Annotated in this window: 23 protein-coding genes and 1 riboswitch; of the genes, 10 read left to right on the top strand and 13 right to left on the bottom strand. The window is 36.6% G+C overall.

Annotation, left to right across the window (positions count from 1 at the left end):
- Positions 1-154 precede the first annotated feature (154 nt).
- The 5 genes from EHQ16_RS14155 to EHQ16_RS14175 form a co-directional block, all read right to left on the bottom strand.
- Positions 155-1,012: an LIC_13355 family lipoprotein gene (locus tag EHQ16_RS14155; RefSeq protein WP_135633394.1), complete on the bottom strand. Its 858-nt coding sequence runs from the start codon at positions 1,010-1,012 to the stop codon at positions 155-157.
- Positions 1,013-1,065: 53 nt separating this feature from the next.
- The gene (locus tag EHQ16_RS14160; RefSeq protein ID WP_135633392.1) at positions 1,066-1,647 is read right to left on the bottom strand and encodes a hypothetical protein; all 582 of its coding nucleotides are present in this window, start codon (positions 1,645-1,647) and stop codon (positions 1,066-1,068) included.
- Positions 1,648-1,853: 206 nt separating this feature from the next.
- A riboswitch (cobalamin riboswitch) is annotated at positions 1,854-2,006 on the bottom strand.
- 4 nt (positions 2,007-2,010) lie between these two features.
- Entirely contained in the window at positions 2,011-3,084 is a 1,074-nt protein-coding gene (locus EHQ16_RS14165) for a cytochrome-c peroxidase (protein ID WP_135633629.1), read from the bottom strand.
- Between the two features lie 122 nt (positions 3,085-3,206).
- Complete coding sequence (locus EHQ16_RS14170; RefSeq protein WP_135633390.1) at positions 3,207-5,249, bottom strand: methyl-accepting chemotaxis protein; 2,043 nt, start codon at positions 5,247-5,249, stop codon at positions 3,207-3,209.
- Positions 5,250-5,418: 169 nt separating this feature from the next.
- Complete coding sequence (locus EHQ16_RS14175; protein WP_135633388.1) at positions 5,419-7,461, bottom strand: methyl-accepting chemotaxis protein; 2,043 nt, start codon at positions 7,459-7,461, stop codon at positions 5,419-5,421.
- 509 nt (positions 7,462-7,970) lie between these two features.
- Here EHQ16_RS14175 and EHQ16_RS14180 point away from each other — a divergent pair.
- Positions 7,971-8,420: a hypothetical protein gene (locus EHQ16_RS14180; RefSeq protein ID WP_135633386.1), complete on the top strand. Its 450-nt coding sequence runs from the start codon at positions 7,971-7,973 to the stop codon at positions 8,418-8,420.
- Positions 8,421-8,477: 57 nt separating this feature from the next.
- On the opposite strand, the gene EHQ16_RS14185 is transcribed toward EHQ16_RS14180, so the two are convergent.
- The 6 genes from EHQ16_RS14185 to EHQ16_RS14210 form a co-directional block, all read right to left on the bottom strand.
- On the bottom strand, positions 8,478-8,894 hold the full coding sequence (locus EHQ16_RS14185; RefSeq protein ID WP_135633384.1) for a hypothetical protein: 417 nt from the start codon (positions 8,892-8,894) through the stop codon (positions 8,478-8,480).
- Between the two features lie 66 nt (positions 8,895-8,960).
- Positions 8,961-10,343, bottom strand: coding sequence for an outer membrane beta-barrel protein (locus tag EHQ16_RS14190; protein ID WP_135633382.1), 1,383 nt, complete (start codon positions 10,341-10,343; stop codon positions 8,961-8,963).
- A gap of 179 nt (positions 10,344-10,522) precedes the next feature.
- On the bottom strand, positions 10,523-11,809 hold the full coding sequence (locus tag EHQ16_RS14195; RefSeq protein WP_135633380.1) for a CCA tRNA nucleotidyltransferase: 1,287 nt from the start codon (positions 11,807-11,809) through the stop codon (positions 10,523-10,525).
- Positions 11,800-12,222, bottom strand: coding sequence for a Fur family transcriptional regulator (locus tag EHQ16_RS14200; RefSeq protein ID WP_135633378.1), 423 nt, complete (start codon positions 12,220-12,222; stop codon positions 11,800-11,802). Before EHQ16_RS14200 ends, EHQ16_RS14195 begins: the two co-directional genes overlap by 10 nt.
- Before the next feature lie 32 nt (positions 12,223-12,254).
- Positions 12,255-12,614, bottom strand: a complete 360-nt coding sequence (locus tag EHQ16_RS14205) for a hypothetical protein (RefSeq protein WP_135633376.1) — start codon at positions 12,612-12,614, stop codon at positions 12,255-12,257.
- A gap of 8 nt (positions 12,615-12,622) precedes the next feature.
- A complete protein-coding gene (locus EHQ16_RS14210; protein WP_135633374.1) occupies positions 12,623-13,036 on the bottom strand; it encodes a ribonuclease HI family protein in 414 nt (137 codons plus the stop codon).
- Between the two features lie 211 nt (positions 13,037-13,247).
- Between EHQ16_RS14210 and EHQ16_RS14215 the strand changes: the two genes are divergently transcribed.
- Positions 13,248-14,237 (top strand): class I SAM-dependent methyltransferase, encoded by a 990-nt coding sequence (locus tag EHQ16_RS14215; protein WP_135633372.1) that lies wholly within the window; start codon positions 13,248-13,250, stop codon positions 14,235-14,237.
- A gap of 3 nt (positions 14,238-14,240) precedes the next feature.
- Here EHQ16_RS14215 and EHQ16_RS14220 read toward each other — a convergent pair whose 3' ends face one another.
- Together EHQ16_RS14220 and EHQ16_RS14225 are read right to left on the bottom strand one after the other, a co-directional pair.
- Positions 14,241-14,981: a motility protein A gene (locus EHQ16_RS14220; RefSeq protein WP_135633370.1), complete on the bottom strand. Its 741-nt coding sequence runs from the start codon at positions 14,979-14,981 to the stop codon at positions 14,241-14,243.
- Complete coding sequence (locus EHQ16_RS14225) at positions 14,978-17,161, bottom strand: hypothetical protein (RefSeq protein WP_135633368.1); 2,184 nt, start codon at positions 17,159-17,161, stop codon at positions 14,978-14,980. Before EHQ16_RS14225 ends, EHQ16_RS14220 begins: the two co-directional genes overlap by 4 nt.
- Before the next feature lie 121 nt (positions 17,162-17,282).
- Here EHQ16_RS14225 and EHQ16_RS14230 point away from each other — a divergent pair, with 121 nt between their 5' ends.
- The 8 genes from EHQ16_RS14230 (at position 17,283) to EHQ16_RS14265 (ending at position 25,044) form a co-directional block, all read left to right on the top strand.
- Positions 17,283-18,824, top strand: a complete 1,542-nt coding sequence (locus tag EHQ16_RS14230; RefSeq protein WP_135633366.1) for a cellulose synthase family protein — start codon at positions 17,283-17,285, stop codon at positions 18,822-18,824.
- A gap of 79 nt (positions 18,825-18,903) precedes the next feature.
- Positions 18,904-19,182: a hypothetical protein gene (locus tag EHQ16_RS14235; protein WP_002973362.1), complete on the top strand. Its 279-nt coding sequence runs from the start codon at positions 18,904-18,906 to the stop codon at positions 19,180-19,182.
- Between the two features lie 168 nt (positions 19,183-19,350).
- A complete protein-coding gene (locus EHQ16_RS14240) occupies positions 19,351-20,352 on the top strand; it encodes an ATP-binding protein (RefSeq protein WP_135633364.1) in 1,002 nt (333 codons plus the stop codon).
- A 13-nt stretch (positions 20,353-20,365) separates the two neighbouring features.
- Positions 20,366-21,256 carry a hypothetical protein gene (locus tag EHQ16_RS14245; protein ID WP_135633362.1) on the top strand — a complete coding sequence of 297 codons (891 nt, stop codon included), beginning with the start codon at positions 20,366-20,368 and terminating at the stop codon, positions 21,254-21,256.
- A gap of 34 nt (positions 21,257-21,290) precedes the next feature.
- Positions 21,291-21,752, top strand: a complete 462-nt coding sequence (locus EHQ16_RS14250) for a PTS sugar transporter subunit IIA (RefSeq protein ID WP_135601195.1) — start codon at positions 21,291-21,293, stop codon at positions 21,750-21,752.
- A 4-nt stretch (positions 21,753-21,756) separates the two neighbouring features.
- Positions 21,757-22,635 (top strand): ABC transporter permease subunit, encoded by an 879-nt coding sequence (locus tag EHQ16_RS14255; RefSeq protein WP_135633360.1) that lies wholly within the window; start codon positions 21,757-21,759, stop codon positions 22,633-22,635.
- On the top strand, positions 22,632-23,411 hold the full coding sequence (locus tag EHQ16_RS14260; protein ID WP_135633358.1) for an ABC transporter permease subunit: 780 nt from the start codon (positions 22,632-22,634) through the stop codon (positions 23,409-23,411). Before EHQ16_RS14255 ends, EHQ16_RS14260 begins: the two co-directional genes overlap by 4 nt.
- Complete coding sequence (locus EHQ16_RS14265; protein WP_135633356.1) at positions 23,401-25,044, top strand: PEGA domain-containing protein; 1,644 nt, start codon at positions 23,401-23,403, stop codon at positions 25,042-25,044. Before EHQ16_RS14260 ends, EHQ16_RS14265 begins: the two co-directional genes overlap by 11 nt.
- The last annotated feature ends 478 nt before the right edge of the window (positions 25,045-25,522 follow it).

A 25,522-nucleotide genomic window follows, 5' to 3' on the forward strand; every position in this document is an offset into this window, starting at 1 on the left:
AAAACTAAACCAACTCTTATTGGAGTATTTTCGCCTTAAGTAAGAGTTGGATTTAACAAATTGATTGTGATATTGATTTAAACCTATATTAGAAGTTTTATCTTCTAATCGTTACAATTAATTATATTTGTTTTATAGATCGAAGGTTCTTCAATCATTCAACAGACTTTGCAACCACCCCATCAATATCAGGGCCATTGTTATAAGAATGTGGATATACATATCCTGCGCTCGTATTTGGATTAGTGACTGCCGATGCGGAAATCATTTTGATAAATTTGAATCCATTGGTTTGGATATAGGAACGAGCTGTTGAGTCGCAATTAGCACCGGGCCCACCAACGATTAAGTCATCAAGATTGAATCCATCACCACCACCTAACAAAAATCCACTTCCAGTGGAAGTAAACAATTCATTTAAGGTCAATGGTTTGGTCGCCATATTGTAAAGAACTGGTCTAAGACCGCCAAATCCAGGCCAAGAAGAAATTTTATTACTATCTGCTACAGATGGATTAAAACCACTCAAATCAAAACCGCAATAGTTGGTTCCATCAAAGGAAACTTGAACTACCATTGGATCAAACGCATATCGATCGCTAGTTTCTGAAACTTTAAACGGATTTTCATATACTACAAAATCAACTCCAGCGACGTTCTTTACTGTTTTTCCTGCCCATGATAAAATCATGGTTGCGCCAGCTCCTGTTAAATTTAATGCATAAACATCTAAAGACCCAGAAAACTCTCCACCACCACAAATGCCGTTGACTGCTTTAGATGAGTCGTTGAATCCACTCACAGTGGAATTGGCAGAGACAACTGTAGTTGCAATCGGGATTGTTGTCGGTAGCGTAGTTGGCGGGCATGGACCGACAGAAGAAGAGTTTGTAAGTGGTAGTGCGAGTAATGGTAATAAGAGATCATTAGTGTTTTCCTTCTCCGCACATTGCAAAAAAGTCAAAACGATAACGAACAGGAATAGTATTGATTTTGTTTGGAACTGACCCACGACTTGTCTCCTATTTGCCTTTATCCAAATGAATAAAGGCAAAATTTTTGATATTAAAAAGTTTTCGTTAAGAAGTTAAATGCAAATGATCCATTGCAGCCTGCTGCTTTGGGATTTGTGGTATAAACTGTTCCAGATGCTTTTCTTGAAGCCAAATCTGTTTTTGTTTCAGCTAATGTTGGTTTGCCATTAAATACATCACAAATTAGAATTTCATTTGCGTCAGTGATTGTCCAAATGAGTGCAGATATGTTTGCACTGTTTTTTGGTTTGTAATAAAGCACTCGATCCGTATTGCTAAATTCTACGATTTCGGCGTTGACTCTGTAAGTTGAAGTTCCGGCACCATTTACATAATCAACATACAAATATCCTGTAGTTGTTCCGAAATTGGATTGGATAGAAACGGTGTTGGAACCAGGGGTAGTGCAAGTTCCCGCAGAACAACTACCTTGAAAGTATGTTCCTCTGATTTCAATTTGTCCTGCTTCTTTTGCAGATGCTTCTGCCGTTTTCAATAATCCTAATACTAAATTATTGTCAGCTTCCGATTTATCTACTTTGCCATTGTCTGCACATGCTGTGATAGAAAGTGCAAGTAACATGACGAGTGTTAGTTTGAGTGAAGTTTTCATTTAGATTCTCCTAAATCTTGATTTGAATTTAGGGGAACACGGACTGGAAATAGGTTTATCCACGTCAGAAGACGAGAAATCTTAAAATCTATAGATAGATATGTAAGTAGTGTTTTTTCCATACGGGCGCCCCGAGTTTACCTTCGGGGCCCCTTTACAAAATCTGTTGTTGGAACAGAAATGTGTAAGTGTGCAAAGTTCCCAATCCACGAGAAAAAATTGCGGGGAAGATCTGGCTTATCATCTAACACAGTTTAAGCTATGTTGTATGCATCACAGTTGCGGGTCAGCACAGGAATTTCACCTGTTTCCTCCCTAAAGGTAATGTCACAGTCCCAACCTCATTATTTTTTGTCAATACATTTAGTTTGTCTTTGTTTTGTCTGATAATGTTTTTAGAAAAGAAACAAGTAGATCAATTTCTGAATTACTGATGGTTCGGTTCAGATTGTAATGATTCATACGACGAACCGCTTCTTTGATTGTGGAAACACTTCCATCATGAAAGTAGGGAGCTGTCAATGTTACGTTCCTTAGAGGAGGAACTTTAAAGAAAAAATTATCAGCGGAGTTTCCTGTAAATTCGGATCTTCCGAAATCATTTGCATTATAAGAATGAGCTGTATCTAGTTTTGCAAACTTTGATCCACCTAAAAGATTTTGATCGTGGCAATTTGTACAACCTACATCTAGAAATATCTTCAGTCCTTCTAATTCATCAGTTTTTAGTGCCAGAACATTTGATTCTAAAAAATCATCGAACCTTGATTTTGATACGAGAGATCTTTCGAAAGCGACAAGTCCTAATCGGATAGAATGGATACTCGGAGCAGGAGAATCTGGAAAAGCATTGGCAAAGAACGAAGTGTAACTGGAATCATTTTGGATTCGTGTTAGTAATTCTGTTTCAGAAGGTAACGACATTTCTAATGGGTTTACAAATGGATCAATCGCTTGTTCATACAACGTATTCCTTCTGCCATCCCAAAAAATGATCGGTAAAAAACCAACGTTGAGAATGGTAGGAGTGTTTCGTTTTCCAAGTTGACCGAAGGTTCCTCTTGAGGTGGATTGTCTGTCCATTCCAACCGCATTACCATCTATAGGATGACAGGTGAGGCAGGACTGAACATGGTTGGATGAAAGTCTATTATCTCTAAAAAGTTTGTTACCTAAGTTGATCAATGCTATGGAATCTGTTTCGGAACCAGGCACTGAACTTGGTAAAATGCCAATTTTTTCCCTCGCACTCCTTTGTAAATCTGAGGCATAAGAGTAGTTTGTGACTAAAGATAAAGTGATCCAATTCTCTAATTGAGAATTGTTTTTGTTTGTTGTATCAAGGAAATTACAGCTAGCTAATGTTAAGTGAATTAAAAATAAATTGATAATATTTGAATTGAATTCTGAACAAAATGTTATGAAAGATGAGAACATAGGAACCAAACAGGGAATGAAGGCCCGTTCCATCAATTCAAATTTTGGATTTGATTTTAAGATCCCAAAAAAAAATCTAAAAATTGAGAGTCCTTATTTTGAACTTCTGATAGAAAAAATCGTTAATTAGTGTGGAATGAATTCGTTACCATGGCAATGGTTCCCGCTATTTCTCCAATTTTCTGACTTACTTGGTTTAGATCTTCGGAGTTGTTTGCAAGTTCTTGTGCATTTCCTGAAAGGGTATTGATTGTATTTACCATATCTTCAGACGCTTTTTTTTGTTCTCTACTGGAGAATTCAATGGTTTCCGCCATTTCTTGTAATCCGTTTAACTCAGTGGTGACATTGAGTAGACTATTTGTCTGTGTAGTCATTTCATCTTTCAAATCATCGACACTAACTTGCATTCTTTTTGATTGTTCTACTATTTCACTAAGTGCATTCACAGTTTCTGAAACATGATTTGCTCCAATGTTGACCACTGAATTACTTTTATCAATCAGTCTCTTGATATTTTTTACTGAAGACTGTGTTCTATCAGCTAATTTAGAAATTTCTTCTGCTACTACTGCGAAACCCATCCCAGCATCTCCAGCACGTGCAGCTTCGATACTTGCATTTAATGCGAGTAAGTTGGTTCTTTCTGATATTTCTGTAATTAAATCAACTATTCCTGTAATTTCTTTGGTAACAGAGTGAATTTCTGTCATTGCTTGGTTTGTATTCTGAACAGAAAGATTTCCTAAATTGGCCAAATTTGTAGAGTTGATGGATTGGTCAGTTAATTGTAAAAGAGCTTTTTCGATTTTAGATATAGATCCTTCGATGGTTTTCATCTCTTCTGTAATTTTAATAATATTTTTTGTTTCGTTTGTAATGAATTGAAACATTATTTCGAATGAAGTTGTAAGTTCTTCCAGAGAGGCAGCAGACTCTTCTGAAATTGATGCCAAAGATGATGCATTGTCAGAAACGGAGATTGCATCTTCTTTTAGTTTGAACGACACTTTTTCCGAATCACTGACAGAAATTTTCAATTGATTCATAATATGATTGAGATTATTCAAAAACAAATTAATCGAATTTGTGATTTTTCCTATTTCATTAGCTCCAAAATTGGGAAGAGTTTTTGTTAGGTCAGCTTCTCCGCTGGAAAGTTCATTGACTTTGGACAAAACAGTCACTAAAGGATGATTGATACTTCGGAAAATAAAAATTACAAATATACTGGATATCAATAAGGAAATAACAACGAGACCTATATTGACATTTCTTTGAAAAGATAGGATTTGAATTCGATCGTTCACCAGTTTTTCAAGAATTACAATGGCGTTATCTTGAATTGTACCAATATTTTTTGATCCTTTTTCTAAAATTAAAAAAAGTTCTTCGGAGTTGTTAGGTTTTGAATTTGATTGTATAAATGTTTTTTTAAGTTCTAATAAAAAATGATCACAGGATATTTTTGCTTCTTGTGATATTTTCTTTAATTCTTCAACATAAGGTGATTCATCTTCAATAGATTTTTTATGAGATTTTTGTATTTCTTTACATGTAGACTCTATAAAATTGATAGAGATTAGCGCTTTGGTATAATTTACACTTGAATACTGATTCGTCTTTTTAGTTGAATCTAAATATTCATCACGAATGATCTCGTTAAGCACACCAATGTTTTTTAGAATTTCCGGGACTCGAAAGAAAGTAATTTCCATTTGGTAATAAGAGTTTACTTCTGGATCTAAGATGAGGTTAGAGAAGTCACCAACCTTTAAAGCTAATTCTTGTGTATCATTTAGAAAATTTCTAGAGGTGGATTGATCAAAACTATTCAACTGAGTGTATTGATTCCAGACTGTAAGTTCTTTTGTATCTAAATCAAGAAGTTCCGTTTTTTCTATTTGTAACTTTGAGGATTGTATAAGAGGTAAAAGATCCTTTGTGTTTTCTTGTCCAATTTTGAATCGTTTCAAACCTTCTCTATAAACAAAATAAATAGGTTTGATTGTTTGGATTCCTAAATGTTCTTTTTTTGCAAATTCGATGGTTCCATTAAGCGAACGTACTAAAATAAGCAGAATGATTAAAAGTGATACAATTAGAGGGATAGGGAGGAGTAAAAGTCGACTTTGTATAGAGAATTTAGAAAGAAATTTTGACATAGAATCGTATATCTCACATGGAGTAGATAAAAATAATCTACCTAACCTCTAACGATTATTAGTAGCCAATTAATCAATCATTTATTTTTTTATAGGAAGCTAAGGTATAAAAAATAAAAAAGATATTTTATATCTTAGCTTTCGTAAATTCGGCTTACGAATTTTTAAGTTAATTGGTTCTAAACGAATCAGCGATGTTTGAAATTGAAATTGCTACTTCGCTAATCGTAACACTCACACGATTTAGGTCTTCGGAACTTTGGGCTAATTCTTGTGCGTTTCCAGAAAGTGTGTTCACGGTGACGACCATATCTTCGGAAGTCCGTTTTTGTTCTTGGCATGAAGATTCAATGGATTCAGCCAATGTTTTTAATTCTTTGACTTCATGGGAAACACTGGCGAGGCTAATAGATTGAGACGACATCTCTGTTTTTACTTTTCCAACTCCTAGTTGGATTCTATTGGATTGTCCAACAATTTTGCTTAAAGAATTTACCGTTTCGTTTACATGGTTCACTCCGTTACCCACTGCCATGTTACTTTTTTCGATTAGATTCTTTATGTTTTTAACTGAAATTTGAGTTTTATCTGCTAACTTTGAAATTTCTTCCGCTACAACAGCAAACCCTCTACCCGCATCACCAGCGCGTGCTGCTTCAATACTTGCATTTAATGCGAGTAAGTTGGTCTGTTCCGAAATATCTGTAATTAAGTCAACAATTCCAGCGATTTCGCCAGTGACGGAACGAATTTCTACCATTGATGAATCTGTGCTGCGAATGGACTGATTCCCTAGGTTGGCAAGGTTTGTAGATGCGATTGATTCATCTGAAAGTTGTAATAGTTCTTTTTCAATGCTAATAATGGAATCTTCAATATTTTTAATTTCTTCTGCGATTTTAAAAATATTTTTGGTCTCATCAGAAATGGATCCAAACATGATTTCAAAGGAAGAAGAAAGTTCTTCTAATGAGGCTGCAGATTCTTCTGAAGTTGACGCTAATCCGGATGCATTGTCGGAAACAGAAAGTGCATCTTCTTTTAATTGATTGGAAACCTTTTCTACTTCCTTAACGGAAAGTTTCAACTGATTCATGATCTGATTTAATTTTTTTAAGAATTCATTGATGGATGTTGTAATTTCACCAATTTCATTGTTTCCAAACTCTGGTAATTGTTTTGTTAGATCGGCGTCACCACTGGACAATTCATTGATCTTTAGCAAAACTTTTTTGAGAGGGTTGTTGATACTTTGAAAAATCGTAAGTATTAATAATATTGATAGACTTAACGTGACAACGACTATGATGATATTGGTCATTCTTTGTAACTTTTGTTCTGCCAGACGTTCTTGAATTAAATTTTCAAGAATCAATATGGAAGAACTCTGTATTTCTGCACCGATAGAGGTTCCTTTATGGATTGTTGTAAATAAAGAATCTGCCGATTTTGGTTTTGCGTTTTCTTTCAGAAATATACTTTTTAGTTCTTCTATGTATGATTTACATGCGGTATTTGTTTTTGAAATATTAAGTTGTATTTTTTCGGCATGTTTTGGTGCATTTTCTAAACTTTTTTGATTTGATTTGGCAATATTGGTACAAACAACTTCAATTGCATTGATTGAGATGACAGCCTTAGTAAAACTTGTATCGGAAAAGTTTTTTTGATTTTGGTTAGAACCTAAATATTCATCCCTAATGACTTCCTTAAGCAGGGCTACATTTTTCCATAGTTCCGGTATTTGGAATAAGATAATTTCCATTTGGTAATAAGATTCGAGTTCAGGATCTAAGATGAGATGGGAGTGGTCTCCGATTTTAATTGCTAACTCTTGAGTATCATTTAGAAAGTTTCTGCTTGTTAGTTGGTCAAAATTATCATATTTTAAATAGGATTTCCATCTTTTGATTTCGATGGTATCTTCAGTTAATACCTCTGAACGAATGATATCAATTGATCCTTTTTCAATCAAAGGTTTCAATGTATTTGTTTCTTCCTGGCCTATCTTTAATCTTTTTAAACCTTCCTGAAATGTAAGATAAACTGGTTTGATGATTTGGATTCCTTTTAACTCTTTGCTAGTAAATTCAATATTTTCGTTTTGTAAACGAACGAATAAAGCAAGTAAGATGAGTAAAAATATAAAGATAGGAAGGGGTAGAAGAAATAATCTTAACCGGATAGATAGATTGGAATAAAATTTTGACATAGGAATTCTCCCGTCCTCTGTGATGAGCCGGATTGAATTATGGACTTTTTTTAGAAATTGAAATTACAAAAAGAGTAAGCTTTGATTTTTTTTAGAATTTTTCAATGGAAAGACAACGAATTCCAGGGGAGGCGAATTCGGAATTGTCCTAGGTTTCTATTATTTAGACAAAATGGAAATCTTACCCGACACTGGTTCTTTATAATGTCTTAGTTTTGCAGCGGTTTGATGAATTTGTTTTCAATTCTTGGCAATCACTGGAAGATTTGGTCCGCAAAGAATTCACAATTACACCTAGTAGATTTACAGGGGTAGATTCGATTGAGGGGCTGAAACTAGAAATTTCCAAGGATTTTTACATAGTGCTTGGAAGATTTTGAGTCTGAGTATAACATAGAAAAATGAAAAACTTTCCTCTTATTTCAGCCGCGATAATTTTTTCCTTATTTCAGTGTTCTTCATCCGAAGAACGAATCATTCAAAACAAACAGGTTTTATTTGAGAACTGTATGGAAACTTTTCAAGATGAGTCGAAGTGTAATCAACTCCTTACTAAGTCAGAAAATGATTTAAAAACGGAGGAAGATAAAAGAAAAGCACAACGAGAGGCTCTGACTGAAGAAGGTTACAATGGTTTAAAGATTAGAGAAGTTATGTTAGAGAGACTTCAGAAACAAACTCGAATTTTTGTAAAAGAATATTTGGGTGAGCCAGATAGAATCATTTATAGTGGTGATGGAGATGTGTTAGTTTACACTCGTCCCATTTCTATTTATGAACCTGGTGCGGAACCTGACGAGGAAATTTATATTTTCTTCAAACGAAACTTAGTGCGAACCGTAAACGTAGTGAAGCCTGCGAGTGTTAGAGCTCAAGGATTTAGCTGGGGAAAATGGTTAAAAGGATCAAAGAAGAACCAAAACGAACAAAAAGGTTCAGATCAGTTGGAAGAGAAATAAAAAAATAGAGTGGGGGCTCCCACTCTATTTATATTTAAAATGGTTTTCAGTGACTACTTAGTAATAAGTAGGTGCTGAAAAAACTACTTTTGATGTAGCATCGGCAGTTGAAGTAAACGTCAACGGGTCTTTGAAAGCATCAACAGCTGCTGAAGCAGTTGCATATTTGTTTTCCGCAATGTTACATTTCAACTCATTGTATTTTTTAATTACACTTGTTTTGATAGTAGCATAATCGGCACCAATGGCTTGGTTGTCAGCAATAGTCACAAGGGAGCAGTTGGCACCTGCATCCAATTGAATTTTTGCTCCAATACAAGAATTGATAAGACCAGCAGATACTAAACAGTCTGCTTGTGCTCCAACTGGTGCATGAGGATTTGACACTAAGTAAGTAAGAAGTGTAACATCTTCATTTTTTTTCGTTGAAGACTCAGCACAACCTACAAATGACACTGCAGTCAAAGCTACCATGATTGCCAGGGAGACGAATCCGGATTTTGATTGATTGGATTTCATATTTTATTATTCTCCTTTTCCTTAGAATGTTGCAACGATACCTAAAGTTACACCGTGTTGATGCGATTGAGGTTGCCCTTTTTCGTCAGTGAAAACTTGACCTTTTGCTTGGTCTCTTCTGAGGTCAACTTTGATGATAATGTTGTCTCCGTAGTAGTAAGTAGGTGTGATTGTAAAAGTTTCGGCGCTTCCTAGGTAATACTTGGTGTTGTTATATCCAAGGCTACCCATGTATTGAAGGTCATGTCTTCCTGCAGTGTTGTTACTCACGCCAAGAGGACCACCGTTTCTTGAATCATCAATTCTTTCGTAACGTCCAGCAAGTGCCCACTTATCAGTAAACTTATATCGGAACCACAAACCGTATGTTTTGTAAACACGTTTTGCGTTGCTGTCATCGCGAGTAAGAGATACTTTTGTTGTTCCTGTTCCGTCAACATCAACTTGAGTTGTTGGGTCAGTTAAAGTAGCCGCTGCTCCACTTTTATCCCCTTGAGTATAGTCAAAGGATATAAGAGTTTTGTCGTTTGGAGTGAAGTTCAAAATCACGTTGTTAATCAACCAATAGTCGTTTTGGTAACTAGCACGTTTTGCGTTGATTGGTGTTCCATACACTTCGTTCATCCAATAATCTCCGTTGGATGGTCTTGCGTAAGTAACGTCCACGCCATAAAGTGTGTTCCAAGTTACTTTAAGTTTATCAGGAACAAGGTCATAAGAAACTTGTGTTCCTACCGCTTTATTCTTGTTAATACCATCTTGGTAAACAGACATGTTTCCGTTGTTTACACGGGAAATATCTGAACCTGTTCCACCCACACTATTGTATAGATAAAAACCTAAGTTTAGTCTGTCTGTAACAGCCAAGTTTGCTCTCGCACCAGTGTTGATGAAGGGGATTGTGTTAAAGAATATGTAACCTATCGTGTAAGTTGGGTTATCCTTTGATTCCAAAAGTTCATAACCAATGTGAGTGGCCATTTTACCCATATCAACAGTCATACCTTTTAATACTGGGAAATAAAATGAAACATATGCTTGTTGGAGCATGTTCATGTTCACAGTACCATTGGTTTGGTTGTAAGGTGCTTCTTGATAGACGTTGTTTTGACCGTTTTGGAAAACAGTTCTAAAACCCCAAGGGCTATCTTTGTCCGCAATTTTTTGCAAATCTAGTGCTGCTGCTGCGACACCGAATTGTTTATTTTGCGTGTTGAAAGTGCCTGTAGTATCACGTTTTGCACCTTCCACGTTGTTTGCAGTATACATATAGAACACATCTACGTAACCGGAAACATTGATCTTATCGTACCAAGATTTTTCTTTTGTCTCGCCTTGAGCAAAAAGTGAACTTGAAACGAGAAGGGCAACCGAAGTTGCGAGAAGAGTATATTTATTTCTCATTTGCCATTTCTCCTATGTGAACTTGTTGTGCAAGTTGTGTACCAGGTTGGCGGATTCAAACCCGGCTTAAGGAAGAAAAAAATAGAAACAGTGTATTTGAATGGGTTCTAGAGGAAAAAAAATTAGTTTTTGATTAATAAAGAAACAATCCCAGGTTTAAAGGGGAAAGGAACTAGAAATTAATTGATCAAATTGCTTATTAAATCAGCAGAGTGACGTAATAGTCTAGAATATTCATTTTCTTTAGGCGACTGTAGGACAAGGTCTAGGAGCTGGTTTAGAATGATTCCATAATTAGTTTTGGGCAAATCAGGGAAGGATTCGGAGAGATGGTTCCCGTTGAAGAGCAAATCTGTGAGGAGGAGGGGTGGGTTTTCTTCCCAAATCCGGATCATCTCTGAGGTATTTGCTCCAAAGATGGGGCTCAAGTTTTGGATGAATTGGGAATCTACTGGAATACGTTTTTGGAAATGGCGTTTAACGGGCGCTAAATAGTCTTTTTTTAAAAGAAAGGAATCAGTCGTATTTAAATTCTGTTTTGTTTCCCATCGCGATAAAAATTCAAAAAACAACAGACAGTCTTTGGTATTTTGACCAGAGAATTTTAATGTCCTTAATATGGTTTCTAAATCTTTAGACGGAATTTCTCCGAGTAATGCATAAAAGGCAAATGCCAATTGCATTCCTGTTAACTCTTTAGAGATTGTATCCAATCGTTCTAAAATAGGTTTGTTAGGAACAAGTCTGTTGGAAAGATTTGTTAGAAAAATTTGAAAGATATTTTCTTCTGCTAACAATTGGATCATTCTAGAAGGTTTTGATCCTAAAAAGGATTTTAAAACCTCATCTTGAAATCGTTCTAAAGAAATTTTTTTTGTAATATGTTTGGTTTGATGAATTGCGTTTTTTGTTTCTCTTTCAATGATAAAATCCAAAGTACTTGCAAATCTTAAAGCTCGAATCGGGCGTAAACCATCTTCGGTAAATCTTTTGATAGGATCACCAATCGTACGAATGGTTTTTTGTTCGATGTCTTTCTGTCCAAAATGTTCATCCACAAGAACACCTGTTTTGATATCGAATGCTAATCCATTCATTGTAAAATCTCTTCGTTTCAGATCTTCAGATAATGTAGTTCCGAATTCTACATGGTCTGGCCTTCTACCGTCAGTATAATCTTTGTCGATTCGGTAGGTTGTAATTTCATAATTGATTTTATCCAAAACAACTGTGACAGTACCGTGGTCAATTCCGGTATCGATGACAGTTCGAAAGAGTCGTTTGACTTGGTTTGGTTCTGCATTTGTAGTTAGGTCAAACTCTTTTGGTGTTTGGCCCATTACCAAATCTCTGACAGATCCACCAACAAGGTAACATTCAAAACCTGCATCTTTCAATGCAGAGTCAATTTGAAATAGATGTTTTAAGTTTTGATCGGGAACTAAGGATTGAATGTCTATTGGCAATTTCTACATTTGCCTCTAAAAACAATTTCAACGGATTCTGTGGAAAAACCTTTTAATTGTTTGGCGGAAGGAATTCCGTTCCAAGGATCATCGATACATTCGATTTTACCACAATTATTACAGATAAGGTGGCCGTGTGCTTTGGATACAATATGGTTCCCATCAGACTTTAACTCAAAATAGGTGACACGATCTGTGGAATGAAGGGAGTTTAAAAGATTTTTTTCTTCTAAATCAGATAAGGCGCGGTAGATGGTGACACGATCCCAAGACTCCTCTTTGGGGAGTTTTTCCATGATTTCCTGATGGTTTAACGGTCTAGGAGAATCTTGCAGAATCGACAAAACATGTTCTCGGTTTTTGGTAACCTTAAGTCCGATTTTTTTTAGAATTTGAGAAGGATCTCCAGCCATGATTTGTTTATCCTGTGGTGGGCGAAGATTGTCTATTCTAAAATCACGTTTGTTTTCCAGATTTCCCAGTACCGAATTCCCATTCGAGTATGAACTTGTAGAAACTCTTCAATTTGTATTCCTTTGTTTTTTTCAACAATCACAGGAGCAATGCCTAAATCTAACCTTCGGTTGAGAATAGTGTCGATTTCTTCCTTTGCTAATTGAGTTACCTTTTCGCAGACTTCTTTTCTCTCGATGAGTTGGGTTTTGTTTTTTTCGCAGAATGTTGCCGACTGGAAAGAGGATCCCGATTCTAACAAATCATCTAACTGGCGAGTGGCCGATTTTTTACAATTGTATAAAAACAGGATTAGAATCAAAAAGGAAAATAGATTCAGGAAATTCTGCATTTGGTCAATCAATCCTTTGCATCTTGGGCAAGATTTGCTAGTTGGTCTGCTCTGGTGTTTTGTTCACGCGGAACATATTGGATTTCAAAATTTTGAAAGGATGTTTTTAAAGACTCGCATTTGTTTTTAAAAACAAGTAAGTCTTTATTTTTAACTTTATATTCACCTTTCATTTGTTTGACGACAAGTTCTGAATCCAATCGAAATCTGATTTTCTTGATATTCTGTTTAATGGCTTCTTCCATTCCGCGAAACAGGGCCTGCCATTCTGCCACATTGTTCGTCGCGGTTCCAATTTTTTCAGATAAAAAAAAGAATTCGATTCCATCATTGTTTTGGAAGGAAACCCCAATGGCAGCTGGACCTGGATTTCCGCGGGAACTACCGTCACAATAAATGAAGGTGGTATCTTTCGTTGACATAGCCGACAGTCTTTTTTGTGTTCTCTCTTCAACCAATCAAAAACACGAACTGAATTTAAAAAAAACATTTGGATTCTGATTTATTAAGGACTTTTTCGGCGGGCCGTGGTAGATGGAGCGTATTGGGTGGCGGGTGGATAACCCCACCCAGTCTAGATAGGGCGGGGACATCTACCTAAAAATCCCAACCTCCCCTAAAAAAGGAAATTCCATGACCGAACGGGGATTTGGTGCCCTTACCATGTTTGAAAACCGCCTTCGCAAACTAAAGAAGGAACGCGAAAAATGGGCAAAACGAGAATCAGTTGAATGTTACCGAATTTATTCAGAAGACATTCCTCAAGTATCTTGTATTTTAGATCGTTATCCCAGAGGTTTTGTTTTATATGATAAAAGTTCCTTACGATTTCAGGCAGAAGAAGGCCATGACGAAAGGTTTGATCGTATCGCTTCTATTGTTCGCGATGTATTCCAAATACCCGAAGATCAATTATTTTTAAAAAGACGTAAAAAACAAAAGGGTTTAGACCAGTATGATAAATTATCCATCGAAGGGAACTTTGAATGGGTTAAAGAATCCGATTTGGAATTTAGAATCAACCTTTCTGATTATTTAGACACGGGCCTTTTTTTAGACCACCGTACCACACGAGATTGGATCAGAAAGGCTTCAAAAGGAAAATCCATACTCAACTTATTTTCTTATACAGGTGCATTTTCCGTTTATGCTGCGTCAGGTGGTGCCCAAAAAACCAAAAGTATAGATCTTTCTAAAACTTATTGTGAATGGGCGTTAAAAAATTTAGAACACAATGGATTCAAATCAGCGAATCATCAAATCGTAAATGCTGATATTTTACAATGGGTGGAAGAGGAAACAAAAAATCCTAACCGGGAACGATATGATTTAATTTTTTTAGACCCACCAACATTCTCTAATAGTAAAAAAATGTTTGAGGAATGGGATGTACAAACTAAACACAGAAACCTTCTTTTGTTATTATTAACAAAGTTTTTAACTGATGATGGAGAAATTTGGTTCTCTACAAACTTTCGAAAGTTTAAAATGGAAGTGGCAGACGAAGAATGGAACCAACGTGGGTTTCAGTGTACGAATCGTACGAAAGAATCCATCCCAAAAGATTTTCGGGATGAAAAAATCCACCAGTTATTTTTAATCCAACCAGAACCTAAGGATTGAATTTTAATATTTAACAAAAGGGTCAATACGTTCGGCAAGGATCCTTCTGTTTTCGCCCGACTGTAAAGATAGAATTCCTCTCATAATGGCTTGGCGTTCGTTACTATCTTGTTTGGCGATTACTTTAAGTTGATTGGAAATGGGTAATAAAATTAAGTTGGCAAATGAAATTCCATAGAAGGTTGCAATAAAAGCCGTAGCAATTCCTTGCCCGAGAACTTTGGTTCCTCCATCTAGATTTTCAAGGACAGTCACAAGCCCAAGAACCGTTCCTATAATTCCCACTGTTGGCGAAAATCCAGCAGCGGTTTCGAAGACTTTTGCTGATTTTAAATCGTTTTTTTCTTCTTCCTCATGGGCTTCCCATAAAATTTCTTCAATGGTTCTTGGGTCGGAACCATCCACAATCAATTGAATTCCTTTTTGTAAAAATGGATTATCCAATTTTTTGGCTTCATCTTCCAAAGATAAAAGTCCATCTTTTCTAGCCTTTTCCCAAAACCGAAAGAAAACAAGTTTGAGATCATTTTCTTTTTTTCTAGAAAGGACAAATTTGACGTCTGTAACTGCTTTTGTGACTTGGGATATGGAATAGGATGCAAATGTAGCACCTAACGTTCCTCCGACGATGAGTAACATGGCAGGTAAATGAAAGAATGAACGTAAAGACGCACCTTCAATCAAAATGGCTACAAAAACCGATAAAACGGCTGCGAGGATTCCGAGTATTGTGGAATGGATCATTGGATTCTTGCCTCTCTCACATCAGGTCGAACACTCAACCTTCTAAGTGAATCTTTTTTTTCTATAACTTCGTTCTTTAGTCTTTCCCAAATCACAGAGTTTGGGTTTTCTCTGATTTTCATCGATATAATAGGCTCTACTTCTTTCCAATTCTCTTGGTTGATAAAAAGTCGAACGCGAGCTAACTCTAGTTCGTTGGCTTGGTCAACTTGATTATTTAATCGATAAAATCGTTCCAATGAACTCATTGTACGAAGTGCATTGTTCCAATCTCCAAGTGATTCAAACATAGGTATTAGTGAGTTCCAGGCAAATTCCTGAAATTCAGTATCTGAACTTAAATCTTCGAGGATGGGGATGTATTCTGCTTCTGGTGTTGTGAATTTTAAGCTATTAAATGCAATTCTTAGTAAGTCAGATTTTGGAGGTTCAAATTTTCTGGCAATTGCGATTGAATCTAATGTTAATTTGTTTTGGCCTAACGTGTGATAGAATCTCGCATATTCTGCAAAGGATTCGTAATACAAATGTTTGATCTCTAATGCGTCTTTTCTTAGATCTCCAGAAGAATATTTTAATACGGAATCCAATGTGCTCACTACCTCTAAAGTTGTGGCATTATCTAATTTTTCGGCGAAGTATTTAAGTTTCCAATCTGCAGGAAGTGAATTTGCGAATCCAATTTTTGAATCCAAATAACTTGGATAATAAATATCAAAATTCCAATAAGATTTACGGCTTAGAAGTGAAAGAGCATTGATGTGATGGAATTGATTTGTTTTGTTTCGTGTTGTAACAATTAGAAATGGGTGTTGTTCCTGACTTAGTCTTTCAATGTAAGATATAATTTGTGATTGGTTTGAACTGAGTCCCAATACAACAGTTTTTCCCTTGATTTCTGAACGTTTCGGTAGGAAGGGGTTCGATGCAAAAGGCAAAACAGATTTATAAAAAATATATTCTTCATTATTAAAAGAAATATTTGTAATTGCAAAAGGGATTGGATCAAAGATTTCTTTTTTGGAAAATGGAGAGTTGGTTCGTATGGTCGGAGGTGAAAAGAAAAGTAAAACGATTATCGTCGCCATGGCCAACATCAAAATTCTTGGTAATCGAACAATGTGTCTTTGCATCAAGTAAGGGTAAACTAGAACAGGGACAAACAATAGTGCAGAGATAGTTCGGATTCCCATAGGTAAATTCCAAAAGTATAACAAAAAGGAAAGTCCAAGGTAAATACTTGTTTCTAGCCCCACTAACATATATTCTTTGTATGCGGTTTTGTTTGGTTTAAAAAATCCAACAATGGAGCCAGTGATGATACAAAGTGCTATAAAAAAAGAACTCCAATAGGTTTGGTAAATAAAAAAGAAAAACGCAAATAACAGAGCTACCCTACCAATTAAAAAAACCGCCTTTGTTTCTTTTTTTAACCCACCGAGTAGAGATAACACTCTTCCGAAGATAACTGAAAAAGATACGGAAAGGATGAGTGGAATTTTTGGTCCTGGTTGGAAGTAGATATGTAAAATACAGTATGAGATTAGAAGAGATAGAGCAGATCTGTAAAAAGGTGCAAATAACGGATGTTTACCGATTTTGGATCTTATTTTATAAAATTTGCTCGAATAGGGATCTCTTTGCACAAATGTGCTGATTAGATAAAGAGACAAAAGGATGTAAAGAACAGCTAACAAAACTTTCATGGAATAGTTTTGGTTGGGTTCGAATAGAGAATAGAACGTAAAAGCTGTGACACCAAGCGCAAAACTTAAAAAACGAAAATCACGTAAAGATCCACCGTAAATACCTACACAGAACGCGGAAAGAACTCCACTGAGTAAAACCAATTCAAAGGAAAAGATATAATCGATTAAAAACTCAGCAGAATTAGGTTTCAAAAACCAGAAAATTTGTATGGCAGCTACAACTAAAAGCGCAGTCGCTAAACTTACGGGTAACGTGTGTTTGTATTTGCGATAAATAAACCCTACTGAAAAAGAAATCACAAGAAGGATTTGTAAAACAGGATAAGCTGTATCTGTACGATCAATTAATGCAAGTTCAGATCCGGCTACATAGAAGAATAGAGATAGCACATAACCAATGGATAGGCTAAGACTAAACTCGAGTGAGGGGAAGAGGCCGGTTTCCCAGAAACGTTTCCATTGAGAATCCATAGAATTTGCTACCAAGGTTGCCGTATGGGCTTCCTTCGGAAACTAAAGAAAATCTAATTTTATTTGGCGGTGCACAAAATGTTTGACCAAAACGCCCTATGTGCCGATTTTGACTATAACTATGCTCACGTTTTTATCTATATCGTTTTTGGTTCTTTACGGCTTTGATATTTTGGTTCTGTTCTACTTCGGGTTACACACCTACCTCATGGTGTTTTTGTATAGCAAATACAAACAAAACTGTGCGGAGGACGAAACAAAGATCCTTTCTTTAAAGGATAAAAACCTTCCTACTGTGACTGTCCAACTTCCTATTTTTAACGAATTTTATGTGGTAGATCGTTTGATCGAATCTGCATGTAACCTTGAATACCCAGCAAAAAAACTCCAAATCCAAGTTCTGGATGATTCTACTGATGAAACCATTGAAAAGGTTGCGACTCTTGTGGCTCAGTATAAGAAAAAAGGAATTTGGATCGAACACGTTCATAGAACCAACCGTAAAGGCCACAAAGCCGGTGCTTTGGATGAAGGGATGGCAAAAGCAAAAGGCGATTATATTGCCATCTTTGATGCTGATTTCACCCCTGATTCTGATTTCCTCCTTCGCACCATGGGATACTTCGAAGATGAATCTATCGGGATGGTTCAAACTCGTTGGGGCCATATCAACGAAACTTATAATATCTTAACCAAAGCACAAAGTTTTGGAATCGACGGCCATTTTATGATCGAACAAGTCGCAAGAAATGGTTCGGATCTTTGGATGAACTTCAATGGGACTGCTGGTATTTGGAGACGTTCTTGTATTGAAGACGCTGGTGGATGGGAACATGACACCCTTACGGAAGACTTTGATCTTTCTTACCGTGCCGAACTCAAAGGTTGGAAATTCCGTTATATCAAAGATGTGGTTTGTAAGGCAGAAATTCCTGCGACAATGAATGCTTACAAGGCACAACAATTCCGTTGGTGCAAAGGTTCCATCCAAACTGCAGTCAAACTCATCCCAAGGATTTGGAAATCCAAAGAATCTTGGAAAATCAAAGGTGAGGCAATCACTCACTTAATCAATTATTCTGTTCACCCACTCATGATCATCAATATCCTACTCACCGCTCCTCTCCTTTTGATGGAATTTTGGGCTGGATTTAAGATGGATGACCTCCCTATGGAGATTCTTTTCGGATCGGCAGCGGTTCTCTCCATCGGATCCATGGGTCCTGTGATTTTTTATGCATATTCCCAAAGAGAAATCCACAAAGATTGGAAATCCAAATTGGTTTACCTTCCCATTCTTGTGATGATAGGAACAGGGATTGCTGTCATGAACACATACGCTTGGGTGGAAGCAGTTTTTGGCGTCCAATCCGGTTTCAAACGCACTCCAAAACTCAGAATTGAGAAAGAAGGGGATAGTTTACAGGACAAAATCAAGTATGTTGTTCCTGTGGATTACCGAGCTTTCCTTGAATTTTTTATGGGTGCTTATTGTGTATTTTGTATTTATTTATCCTTTTTGGTTGGAAAACCTTATATGATTGGTTTCATGGTTCTCTATTCCATTGGATTTTTCTATGTCGCTTACCTTTCTGTCGCGGAGTCGTTCTGGAAATTCAAACCAGCGACCAAAGCAGAAAAGGAACTTCGTGCCATCGCTTAAGGAAAGAGCAATGGTACTTACTTGACGAAACCTTTCCTTCCAAAAAGCTGTAAATTCAACCTAGGTTCAGGGGTCATCCATGAGTGAAAAAGTCTACTGCGCGAACTGTTTGCATTGTGTTGTCGTTCGCCAATACGAATCGGAGCAAGATAAATACATTCTTCGAGTCAAATGTAACAAGAAGAAATGGTCAAAACGTTCCGGTGAAGAAAAACTTTATAAATACTTTACTGTAGCTCGTCGTATGCAAACAAACTGCGAGTATTATGAAGAAATGGGAGAGATTCTACCTTACATCAAGAATTTGAAAAAAGAACTCCCAATCAAAGACGAAATCTACATGGTGAAAGCCGTCTAAATCATTACCGGCGTGTTGTTTCCCAGGTTACCTCGCGCCTTCGCTCGCAAATTTCATAAAACTGAAAATAAAAAAGAACGGACGATCCAGGGTCAATTCCTGATCCCCGTTCCTGCGGGCAGCGTTCTCTCTGATTCCTATCCCACTCGAGTCACCCACGGCCAGGTTATGCTTGCACATAACGGGAAGAAGGTGCTTGCTCCTGTCAATGGGGTAGCCAGTCTCACATCAGATCAAAAGTACTTTCAAATCAAACAAGATGGGTCCTGGTCAACTTCTTCTCCTTTCCAATCCAAGAAGTATGATTTACCTTCCTTATTAGAAGCATTTGATACCGGTGCCTTAAATTCCTTAGATTTAATTGAAACTCCGCTTAAGGACTACTTTCAAAAGTTTAACAAAGATTCTGCGTTTAAAATTGTTTTATCACCATTTTGTAGATACCAACATTTAAACTTTGAGGAAATGATCCTTCGCGATATGAAGGATGCATATTTATCTTTTATTGAGCAGTTACGTTTGATTTTTCCAAAAGCAGAGATATCTAATTTTTTTGAAGACCAAAATATAGATTTTGAACATCCGAATGGAATCCCCGAATATTTTTTACACAAACAATTTCACACTCCAGTGGACAAAACGAGAAAGTCACTCATTGGATACGAAGTTTTATTTTTAGGTGCCGAAACCATCTTTCATATTTTACGAAAGTTATATTATAACGAACCGTTTACCAAAAGACATTTAGCCGTTTTTTTAGTGGATCGTAAGGGCAGAATGGATTTGGAACCACGTCAGTTTTTTTTAACCAATGGCCAGTCCTTAGCTTTCATTCCAACAAACTTAGACAAACGTTATAAAATTGCTTCCTTTGAAACTGTTTTTGAGGAAGTAAAACCAATGGATGTTGGTTCACTTGGTTACTTTAACATTTACGAACATTACTCTATTACCTTATACGAAAAACTTCCAGCCACTAGAAAAGAATTCAGTTGTATTGATTGTATGGAGTGTAACAACTATTGTCCTACTCATGCAAATCCAGTTCAACTCATCAAAGGTAGAGTTGGAGAATTTGAAAAGAATCTTTGTGTGTCCTGCGGAATTTGTACTGTTTATTGTCCCTCAGGCATTGATATTCGGAAACGAATTGAAGGAGTTATGGTTTAACGGCCATTAGAGTATGTTGAAAAACCTTTATATTCTATCTGAAAATAGTTGGGGAGTAAAATCATCGGAAATTTTTGCCGATTTTTTCTATTTCTTAACATTGATGGGTTTTCTTGGTTACTCTCTTGCCCATGTACAACCCATTCCCATTTTGCCGATTGTTATCGCTTCCATTTTCACATTAGTATATTTAGGTTTTTGTATTCGTGCGAATCAATCACCGTATTGGTTGGGCCTTCTTTCTCAACTACTCATTATTTTTCTCATTCTACCAACAGCTTGGTTTCATCCCATTTTGTTGCCGGTATCATTTCTTTTTGCTTTAGTAACTCATTATTTTTTAGGCCAACAATACTCTTTACGAGTTCCGATTTTCAGTTTGGTTTTACTTTTTGTTTTGATTTGGGATACAGTTTTTTCTTTGCTTGGATATTCGTTTCGGACTCATTTGGAACTAACACCTTGGGCGGGGATTTCTTTTGAAAATTCTGTTCTTCCTTTGGCCTTCCCTTGGTTTAGTGTTACTCCTTGGAAGGGACAAGAGTTTTTGTCTTTTGTGGATAACCTTGGTGTTTATGCTTTTGTAGGCATTGCTTGGGTTTCCTTTCGCCGAACCGTTTTGCTTGGGTTTTTCCTGGGTTGGCTTTTTTTATTTTCTCTATGGGGGATCGGTTCGGGCAATTTGAGTTTCAATTGGGTTCTCTCTTATTCTGCGCTTGCCTTCTTTTTTCATATGAGTCCTGGTAGGAATTTTTACGGATCTTATTATGTTTCCTTACTGAGTTTTGTCATTTTGCTTCCCATTGCCTTTTTTGTGGGTAAAATGGGGATAAGTGCTGTTTTGGTCTTGGTTGTTTTTTTTCTTTTGGAAGGCTTACTTGTCAGGGTTTTTCTTGGAAAATAAGTCGATCTTGAAAAGGTGGGAGTAAGTTAATCATATGAATCAGCTTCTAGAGATTCTGGATCCTAAAAATATCATTTTCGACTTCAAAGCATCTACAAAAGAGGATGCCATTCGAAAGATGATCTCTCATATGGTCGCCACACAATCGTTAGATCAAACGTTTGAAGAAGAGACTGTTTCTTCTTTAATGAATCGTGAAAAATCAATGTCTACAGGAATTGGAAGTGGGGTGGCAATACCACACTGTTCGGTTCATTATGTAAACGAATTAAAATGTGCTATGGCGATTGCGCCGCAAGGGATCGATTTTGATGCTCTTGATCACGGTTTGGTTCAAATTTTTATCATGCTTATCGTTCCAAAGAACAAGTTTCAAGATCATATCAAAACATTAGCTTTGATTGCAAAAACACTCAACATTCCGGAAGAAAGAGAAAAACTCATCAAAGCCAAAAATTTCGAAGAAATCCAAAAGGCCTTCCTTTCCAAAAGTTAATCTAGTGAAGTCGGAAGTTTTCCGTTTTCTGTATTTCTTGCTACTGTTATCTTGTATTAGTAGTTTTGTTTCTGAGTTTCATACAAAAGATAAATCTTATTTGTATGCTGATGCAGGGATATCCGAAATTCAAAACAAACAAAATGATTTTTTATCCTCCTATGTTCTATTTTGGAAATCTTTGATTTTTGAATCCGGGGGTAAAACTGATAATGGAGAAACGGTTTATTCACATATCGGGGGCCGATTTTTTTCAACCCTTCACCTAGCAATTTTTAGCATCATCTTTGGTTCCTTTTTTGCTTTTGGATTTTCCCTTGCTGCTACATACTTTCGATCAAAAGTTTTATATGATTTTGTTTCATTTAGTTCAAATTTAATTCTCTCAACTCCTGTATTCATTGTCGCCATACTCTTGTTAATTGTATTTTTTTACCGCTTAGACTTATTTCCGCCTGGAGGGTATGAATTTGGTAATACTTACTATGTAGTATTACCTGGGATTACTTTAGGTTCTCGTATTTATGCTCGATTGTCTTTATACTTATTGCCTGAGATTCGTAAAGAAGCGGATTCAAAGTATGTTCAGTTATTGTTAACAAGGTCTTATCCTTGGGGTCACATTATTGGTAAGGAAGTTTTTTTAAAAGTGTTACCAATTGCGTTAATCCTTTTGGTTCTAGATTTTGGGTCGCTTTTGTCTGGAGCGATGGTTGTCGAAGAAATTTTCTTTTTCCCTGGAGTCGGAAAGTCTTTGTATTATTCGATTAAATCGATGGATACTCAGTTACTCGCAACTCTTCTCATGTATTCTGGAATTTTATTTTATGTTTTGAATCGGATTGGATTTTATCTGCAGCGATTCTTTTCGGGTGGGATATGAAGTTAAAAGTTCCTACCTTGATAAGATTTTTCTTTTTTGGATTGGTATTTCTTGGAGTGATTTTGTTACCAGCACCCACTCATGTAGATTTAACAAATAACAACTTACCAATCTTTTCCCCTGATTTTTTTGCAGGTACGGATAGATTGGGTCGAGATAATTTTGCTTTGTTTTGTTACGGTTCATTGTCTACGATTGTTCTTGTGGTTCCTGCGCGAATTTTTACCATCTTTGTTTCTTTTTTATTGTCTGCGTTTTCCCTATTTTTTCCTAAACGGTCTGACTTCATTCTTTCTGGGATTGTTTCTGTTTCTCTTGCCATACCTTCATTACTTTCGGCTTTGGTTGTGATGAGTTTGTTGCCCGAAAATCCTTTTGCAATTTTTATTGCGATTCTTGTTTCTGATTGGGCATTGTCTTACGAAACGATTACGGCCAAAATCCGCGAAATCAAACAAAGTCCTTATTTGTCGGCCTCATTTTGTATGGGAGCAAAACCTTATCAATTGGTGCTTTTGCATTACCTTCCGGCCCTTAAGGATATGTTTGGGTTTTTATTTTTTTCGGGTCTACCGGCTGTTGTGATGACTACGGCCTTATTTTCTTATTTAGGAATTCAAACATCGATTGGCGATACAGGCCCCGGGCTTGGAGAACAGATCTCATTTTCGAAAGATTATTTTGACAAGTCACCTGTTTCCGTTTTGCTTCCGGTAGTTGCCATTTTAACTTTGGTGTATTCTTTGGGATCTAACCAGAAAAAGAATGAAACATAAAATTTCAGCATTATTCATCATTTTGGGACTTTTGTCCAACGTTCTGCCAATATATTCCATTGATGATTATTATAATTTTCCTAAACAAAGTTATAAAGGTAGTATTACCTATGAATCAACTCGCAATTTATGTTTGTTTTCCTTTGTCGCAACGAGTCCCGATCCAACTAAAGAATATTTAGTCAAAGGTATTCCATCTGTTTTGATTTCTGAACTTCGGAATTTAGAATACACTTATGTGGAACACCCAAAGGCAAATGTAGTTTATCATTCGTTTGGTGATGCTCCTGAGATGACCCTTCAGGAGAAAATCGATGCAGAATCTCCCAATGTCAAAAGGAAGAAAAAAGAGATTACCAGTGAAAAGGATTTGGATGACCTTCGGTCTGGAAAAAAACAACTGGCTCCGGAAAAAGATCCTCGTTATATAAAAGTTACGCTGAAACAAATCTGGGATAGGCGAGCTCCGACTCCTGATGAATCATTTGGTCTTGCTTCTAAATTGAACTGTGACTATATGATCACCGGTTCCTTTGAATCCAAAGACAATGAGCTGATCACTAAAGTTTTTCTTTACGATGATTTTGAAGGTAAAACTATTCCTTTTGAGCATAAAACATCAGTAATTCGAGCTTACCAAGAAATGGCTCCACTTGGAGAATCTATTCGAGAAAAATTACAGGGAAAAGAAACTACAACTGTTGAGGTTTCTGCTTCGGGAGAAGAGGGCGCACTTGTCTATCTAGACGGAATTTATTTGGGAAAAACTCCCATGGTTGGTAAAAAATCTCCAATCGGCAAACGGTCGTTATTCGTATTTAAGGAAGGATTTCATCCTTATAAACAGGAAGTTCATTTAGAGAAGGGAAAAACTCTCGCACTCGATGTTAAACTTTCATTGAAGTTAAGTAGTTCCTTGATTACCGTTAATTCCAATGTTGAGTCCGATGTATATTTTGGGATTCAATATTTAGGAAAAACACCGTTGAGTCGAGTTGCCATTCCTTCTGGGATGAACCGGTTGCGGGTTTCCAAAGAAGGTTACATTGATAGCTTTCGAGCAGTAGATGCCAAGGACAACGAAGAGGTGGTTGTTGATATAGAAATGAGAGAAGGAAAAACAGATGTTTATTATAAAAATAAACAAAACGTGTTTTTGGATCACACTTATAAAGACTTTGCCACTTACTCGCTGTATGGTTCTCTTTTGTTTTATGCAAGTTATGTTTATTTGAACTATGCATCAAGGCAGGCTTATTCGGCTGCTAGATCCGAGGTAACGCTTGTTAATGGTCTTGCCATTACTTCTTTTTATCAAAATAATCCTAATGAGTTTTTCTTTTGGTATGGGGTGCAAAATTCTATCATCGATGATGCCGAATCAAAAGCTAGAAATTTGAAACGTGTTGCCGGCACACTTCCTATGGAAAATCGCAGGGATCGCCAATTGGTTGCAGGGCCTATGGTCATTATGATGGGGATTATGCTCGTATCCGCAGCTACATTTTATATGTTAGGAATCGATGAGGAAACTTTAGAGTTTGGTTATATACCTTTGAACCCTTCTTCGGTCAGTTACGGGCAGACATCGCGTGAAGGGTATGGCTACATGCAGTTTAACGTTAGGTATTAGGGAATATGATCACCCCGCCCTGATTGTAGGGTGGGGAACTAGACCCGCCACCCAATGACTTCCTTCTATCACAGAGCCCTCATTCCATCAAACAGAACTGCAATCATTCAAAATATTTTTCCCATAAGTTCATGTTTCTTCTACACATAAACCTATACAGCAGAACAATAACTCATTCAACCACCAAACAACCCCCATCCGGTTTCTCACATCAAACAAACTTTAAGATAGAAAAGAAGAGGTTATTTATTTCTATCACAGAAACAGTAAAATCCAACTCAAGTATACCGCCATGCAATCTAACAATCAATAGTTGAACAATTCGTTTCCAGAATTCCACCAACAATCATCCGTTAACCTTTTTGTTATCACCGCCAAACATTCGCTACTCGCCACATTCTTCTTTCTCTGCCTTGACCCGTATTATGTCTCATTACCGCTGCTAACGAACCACAAATCATATAAAAAAATCTTATCT

Source organism: Leptospira kanakyensis (genome assembly GCF_004769235.1).
GTDB classification, from domain to species: domain Bacteria; phylum Spirochaetota; class Leptospiria; order Leptospirales; family Leptospiraceae; genus Leptospira_A; species Leptospira_A kanakyensis.

Excerpts from the sequence above, each read along its gene's own strand:
- EHQ16_RS14245 (WP_135633362.1), top strand. The coding sequence starts at position 20,366 with ATGTTGAAAAACCTTTATATTCTATCTGAAAATAGTTGGGGAGTAAAA.
- EHQ16_RS14220 (WP_135633370.1), bottom strand. The coding sequence starts at position 14,981 with ATGATCCATTCCACAATACTCGGAATCCTCGCAGCCGTTTTATCGGTT.
- EHQ16_RS14215 (WP_135633372.1), top strand. The coding sequence starts at position 13,248 with ATGACCGAACGGGGATTTGGTGCCCTTACCATGTTTGAAAACCGCCTT.
- EHQ16_RS14210 (WP_135633374.1), bottom strand. The coding sequence starts at position 13,036 with ATGTCAACGAAAGATACCACCTTCATTTATTGTGACGGTAGTTCCCGC.
- EHQ16_RS14225 (WP_135633368.1), bottom strand. The coding sequence starts at position 17,161 with ATGGATTCTCAATGGAAACGTTTCTGGGAAACCGGCCTCTTCCCCTCA.
- EHQ16_RS14165 (WP_135633629.1), bottom strand. The coding sequence starts at position 3,084 with ATGTTCTCATCTTTCATAACATTTTGTTCAGAATTCAATTCAAATATT.
- EHQ16_RS14190 (WP_135633382.1), bottom strand. The coding sequence starts at position 10,343 with ATGAGAAATAAATATACTCTTCTCGCAACTTCGGTTGCCCTTCTCGTT.
- EHQ16_RS14170 (WP_135633390.1), bottom strand. The coding sequence starts at position 5,249 with ATGTCAAAATTTCTTTCTAAATTCTCTATACAAAGTCGACTTTTACTC.
- EHQ16_RS14235 (WP_002973362.1), top strand. The coding sequence starts at position 18,904 with ATGAGTGAAAAAGTCTACTGCGCGAACTGTTTGCATTGTGTTGTCGTT.
- EHQ16_RS14200 (WP_135633378.1), bottom strand. The coding sequence starts at position 12,222 with ATGGCTGGAGATCCTTCTCAAATTCTAAAAAAAATCGGACTTAAGGTT.
- EHQ16_RS14230 (WP_135633366.1), top strand. The coding sequence starts at position 17,283 with ATGCTCACGTTTTTATCTATATCGTTTTTGGTTCTTTACGGCTTTGAT.
- EHQ16_RS14160 (WP_135633392.1), bottom strand. The coding sequence starts at position 1,647 with ATGAAAACTTCACTCAAACTAACACTCGTCATGTTACTTGCACTTTCT.
- EHQ16_RS14185 (WP_135633384.1), bottom strand. The coding sequence starts at position 8,894 with ATGGTAGCTTTGACTGCAGTGTCATTTGTAGGTTGTGCTGAGTCTTCA.
- EHQ16_RS14175 (WP_135633388.1), bottom strand. The coding sequence starts at position 7,461 with ATGTCAAAATTTTATTCCAATCTATCTATCCGGTTAAGATTATTTCTT.
- EHQ16_RS14240 (WP_135633364.1), top strand. The coding sequence starts at position 19,351 with ATGCTTGCACATAACGGGAAGAAGGTGCTTGCTCCTGTCAATGGGGTA.
- EHQ16_RS14205 (WP_135633376.1), bottom strand. The coding sequence starts at position 12,614 with ATGCAGAATTTCCTGAATCTATTTTCCTTTTTGATTCTAATCCTGTTT.
- EHQ16_RS14180 (WP_135633386.1), top strand. The coding sequence starts at position 7,971 with ATGGAAACTTTTCAAGATGAGTCGAAGTGTAATCAACTCCTTACTAAG.
- EHQ16_RS14250 (WP_135601195.1), top strand. The coding sequence starts at position 21,291 with ATGAATCAGCTTCTAGAGATTCTGGATCCTAAAAATATCATTTTCGAC.
- EHQ16_RS14260 (WP_135633358.1), top strand. The coding sequence starts at position 22,632 with ATGAAGTTAAAAGTTCCTACCTTGATAAGATTTTTCTTTTTTGGATTG.
- EHQ16_RS14265 (WP_135633356.1), top strand. The coding sequence starts at position 23,401 with ATGAAACATAAAATTTCAGCATTATTCATCATTTTGGGACTTTTGTCC.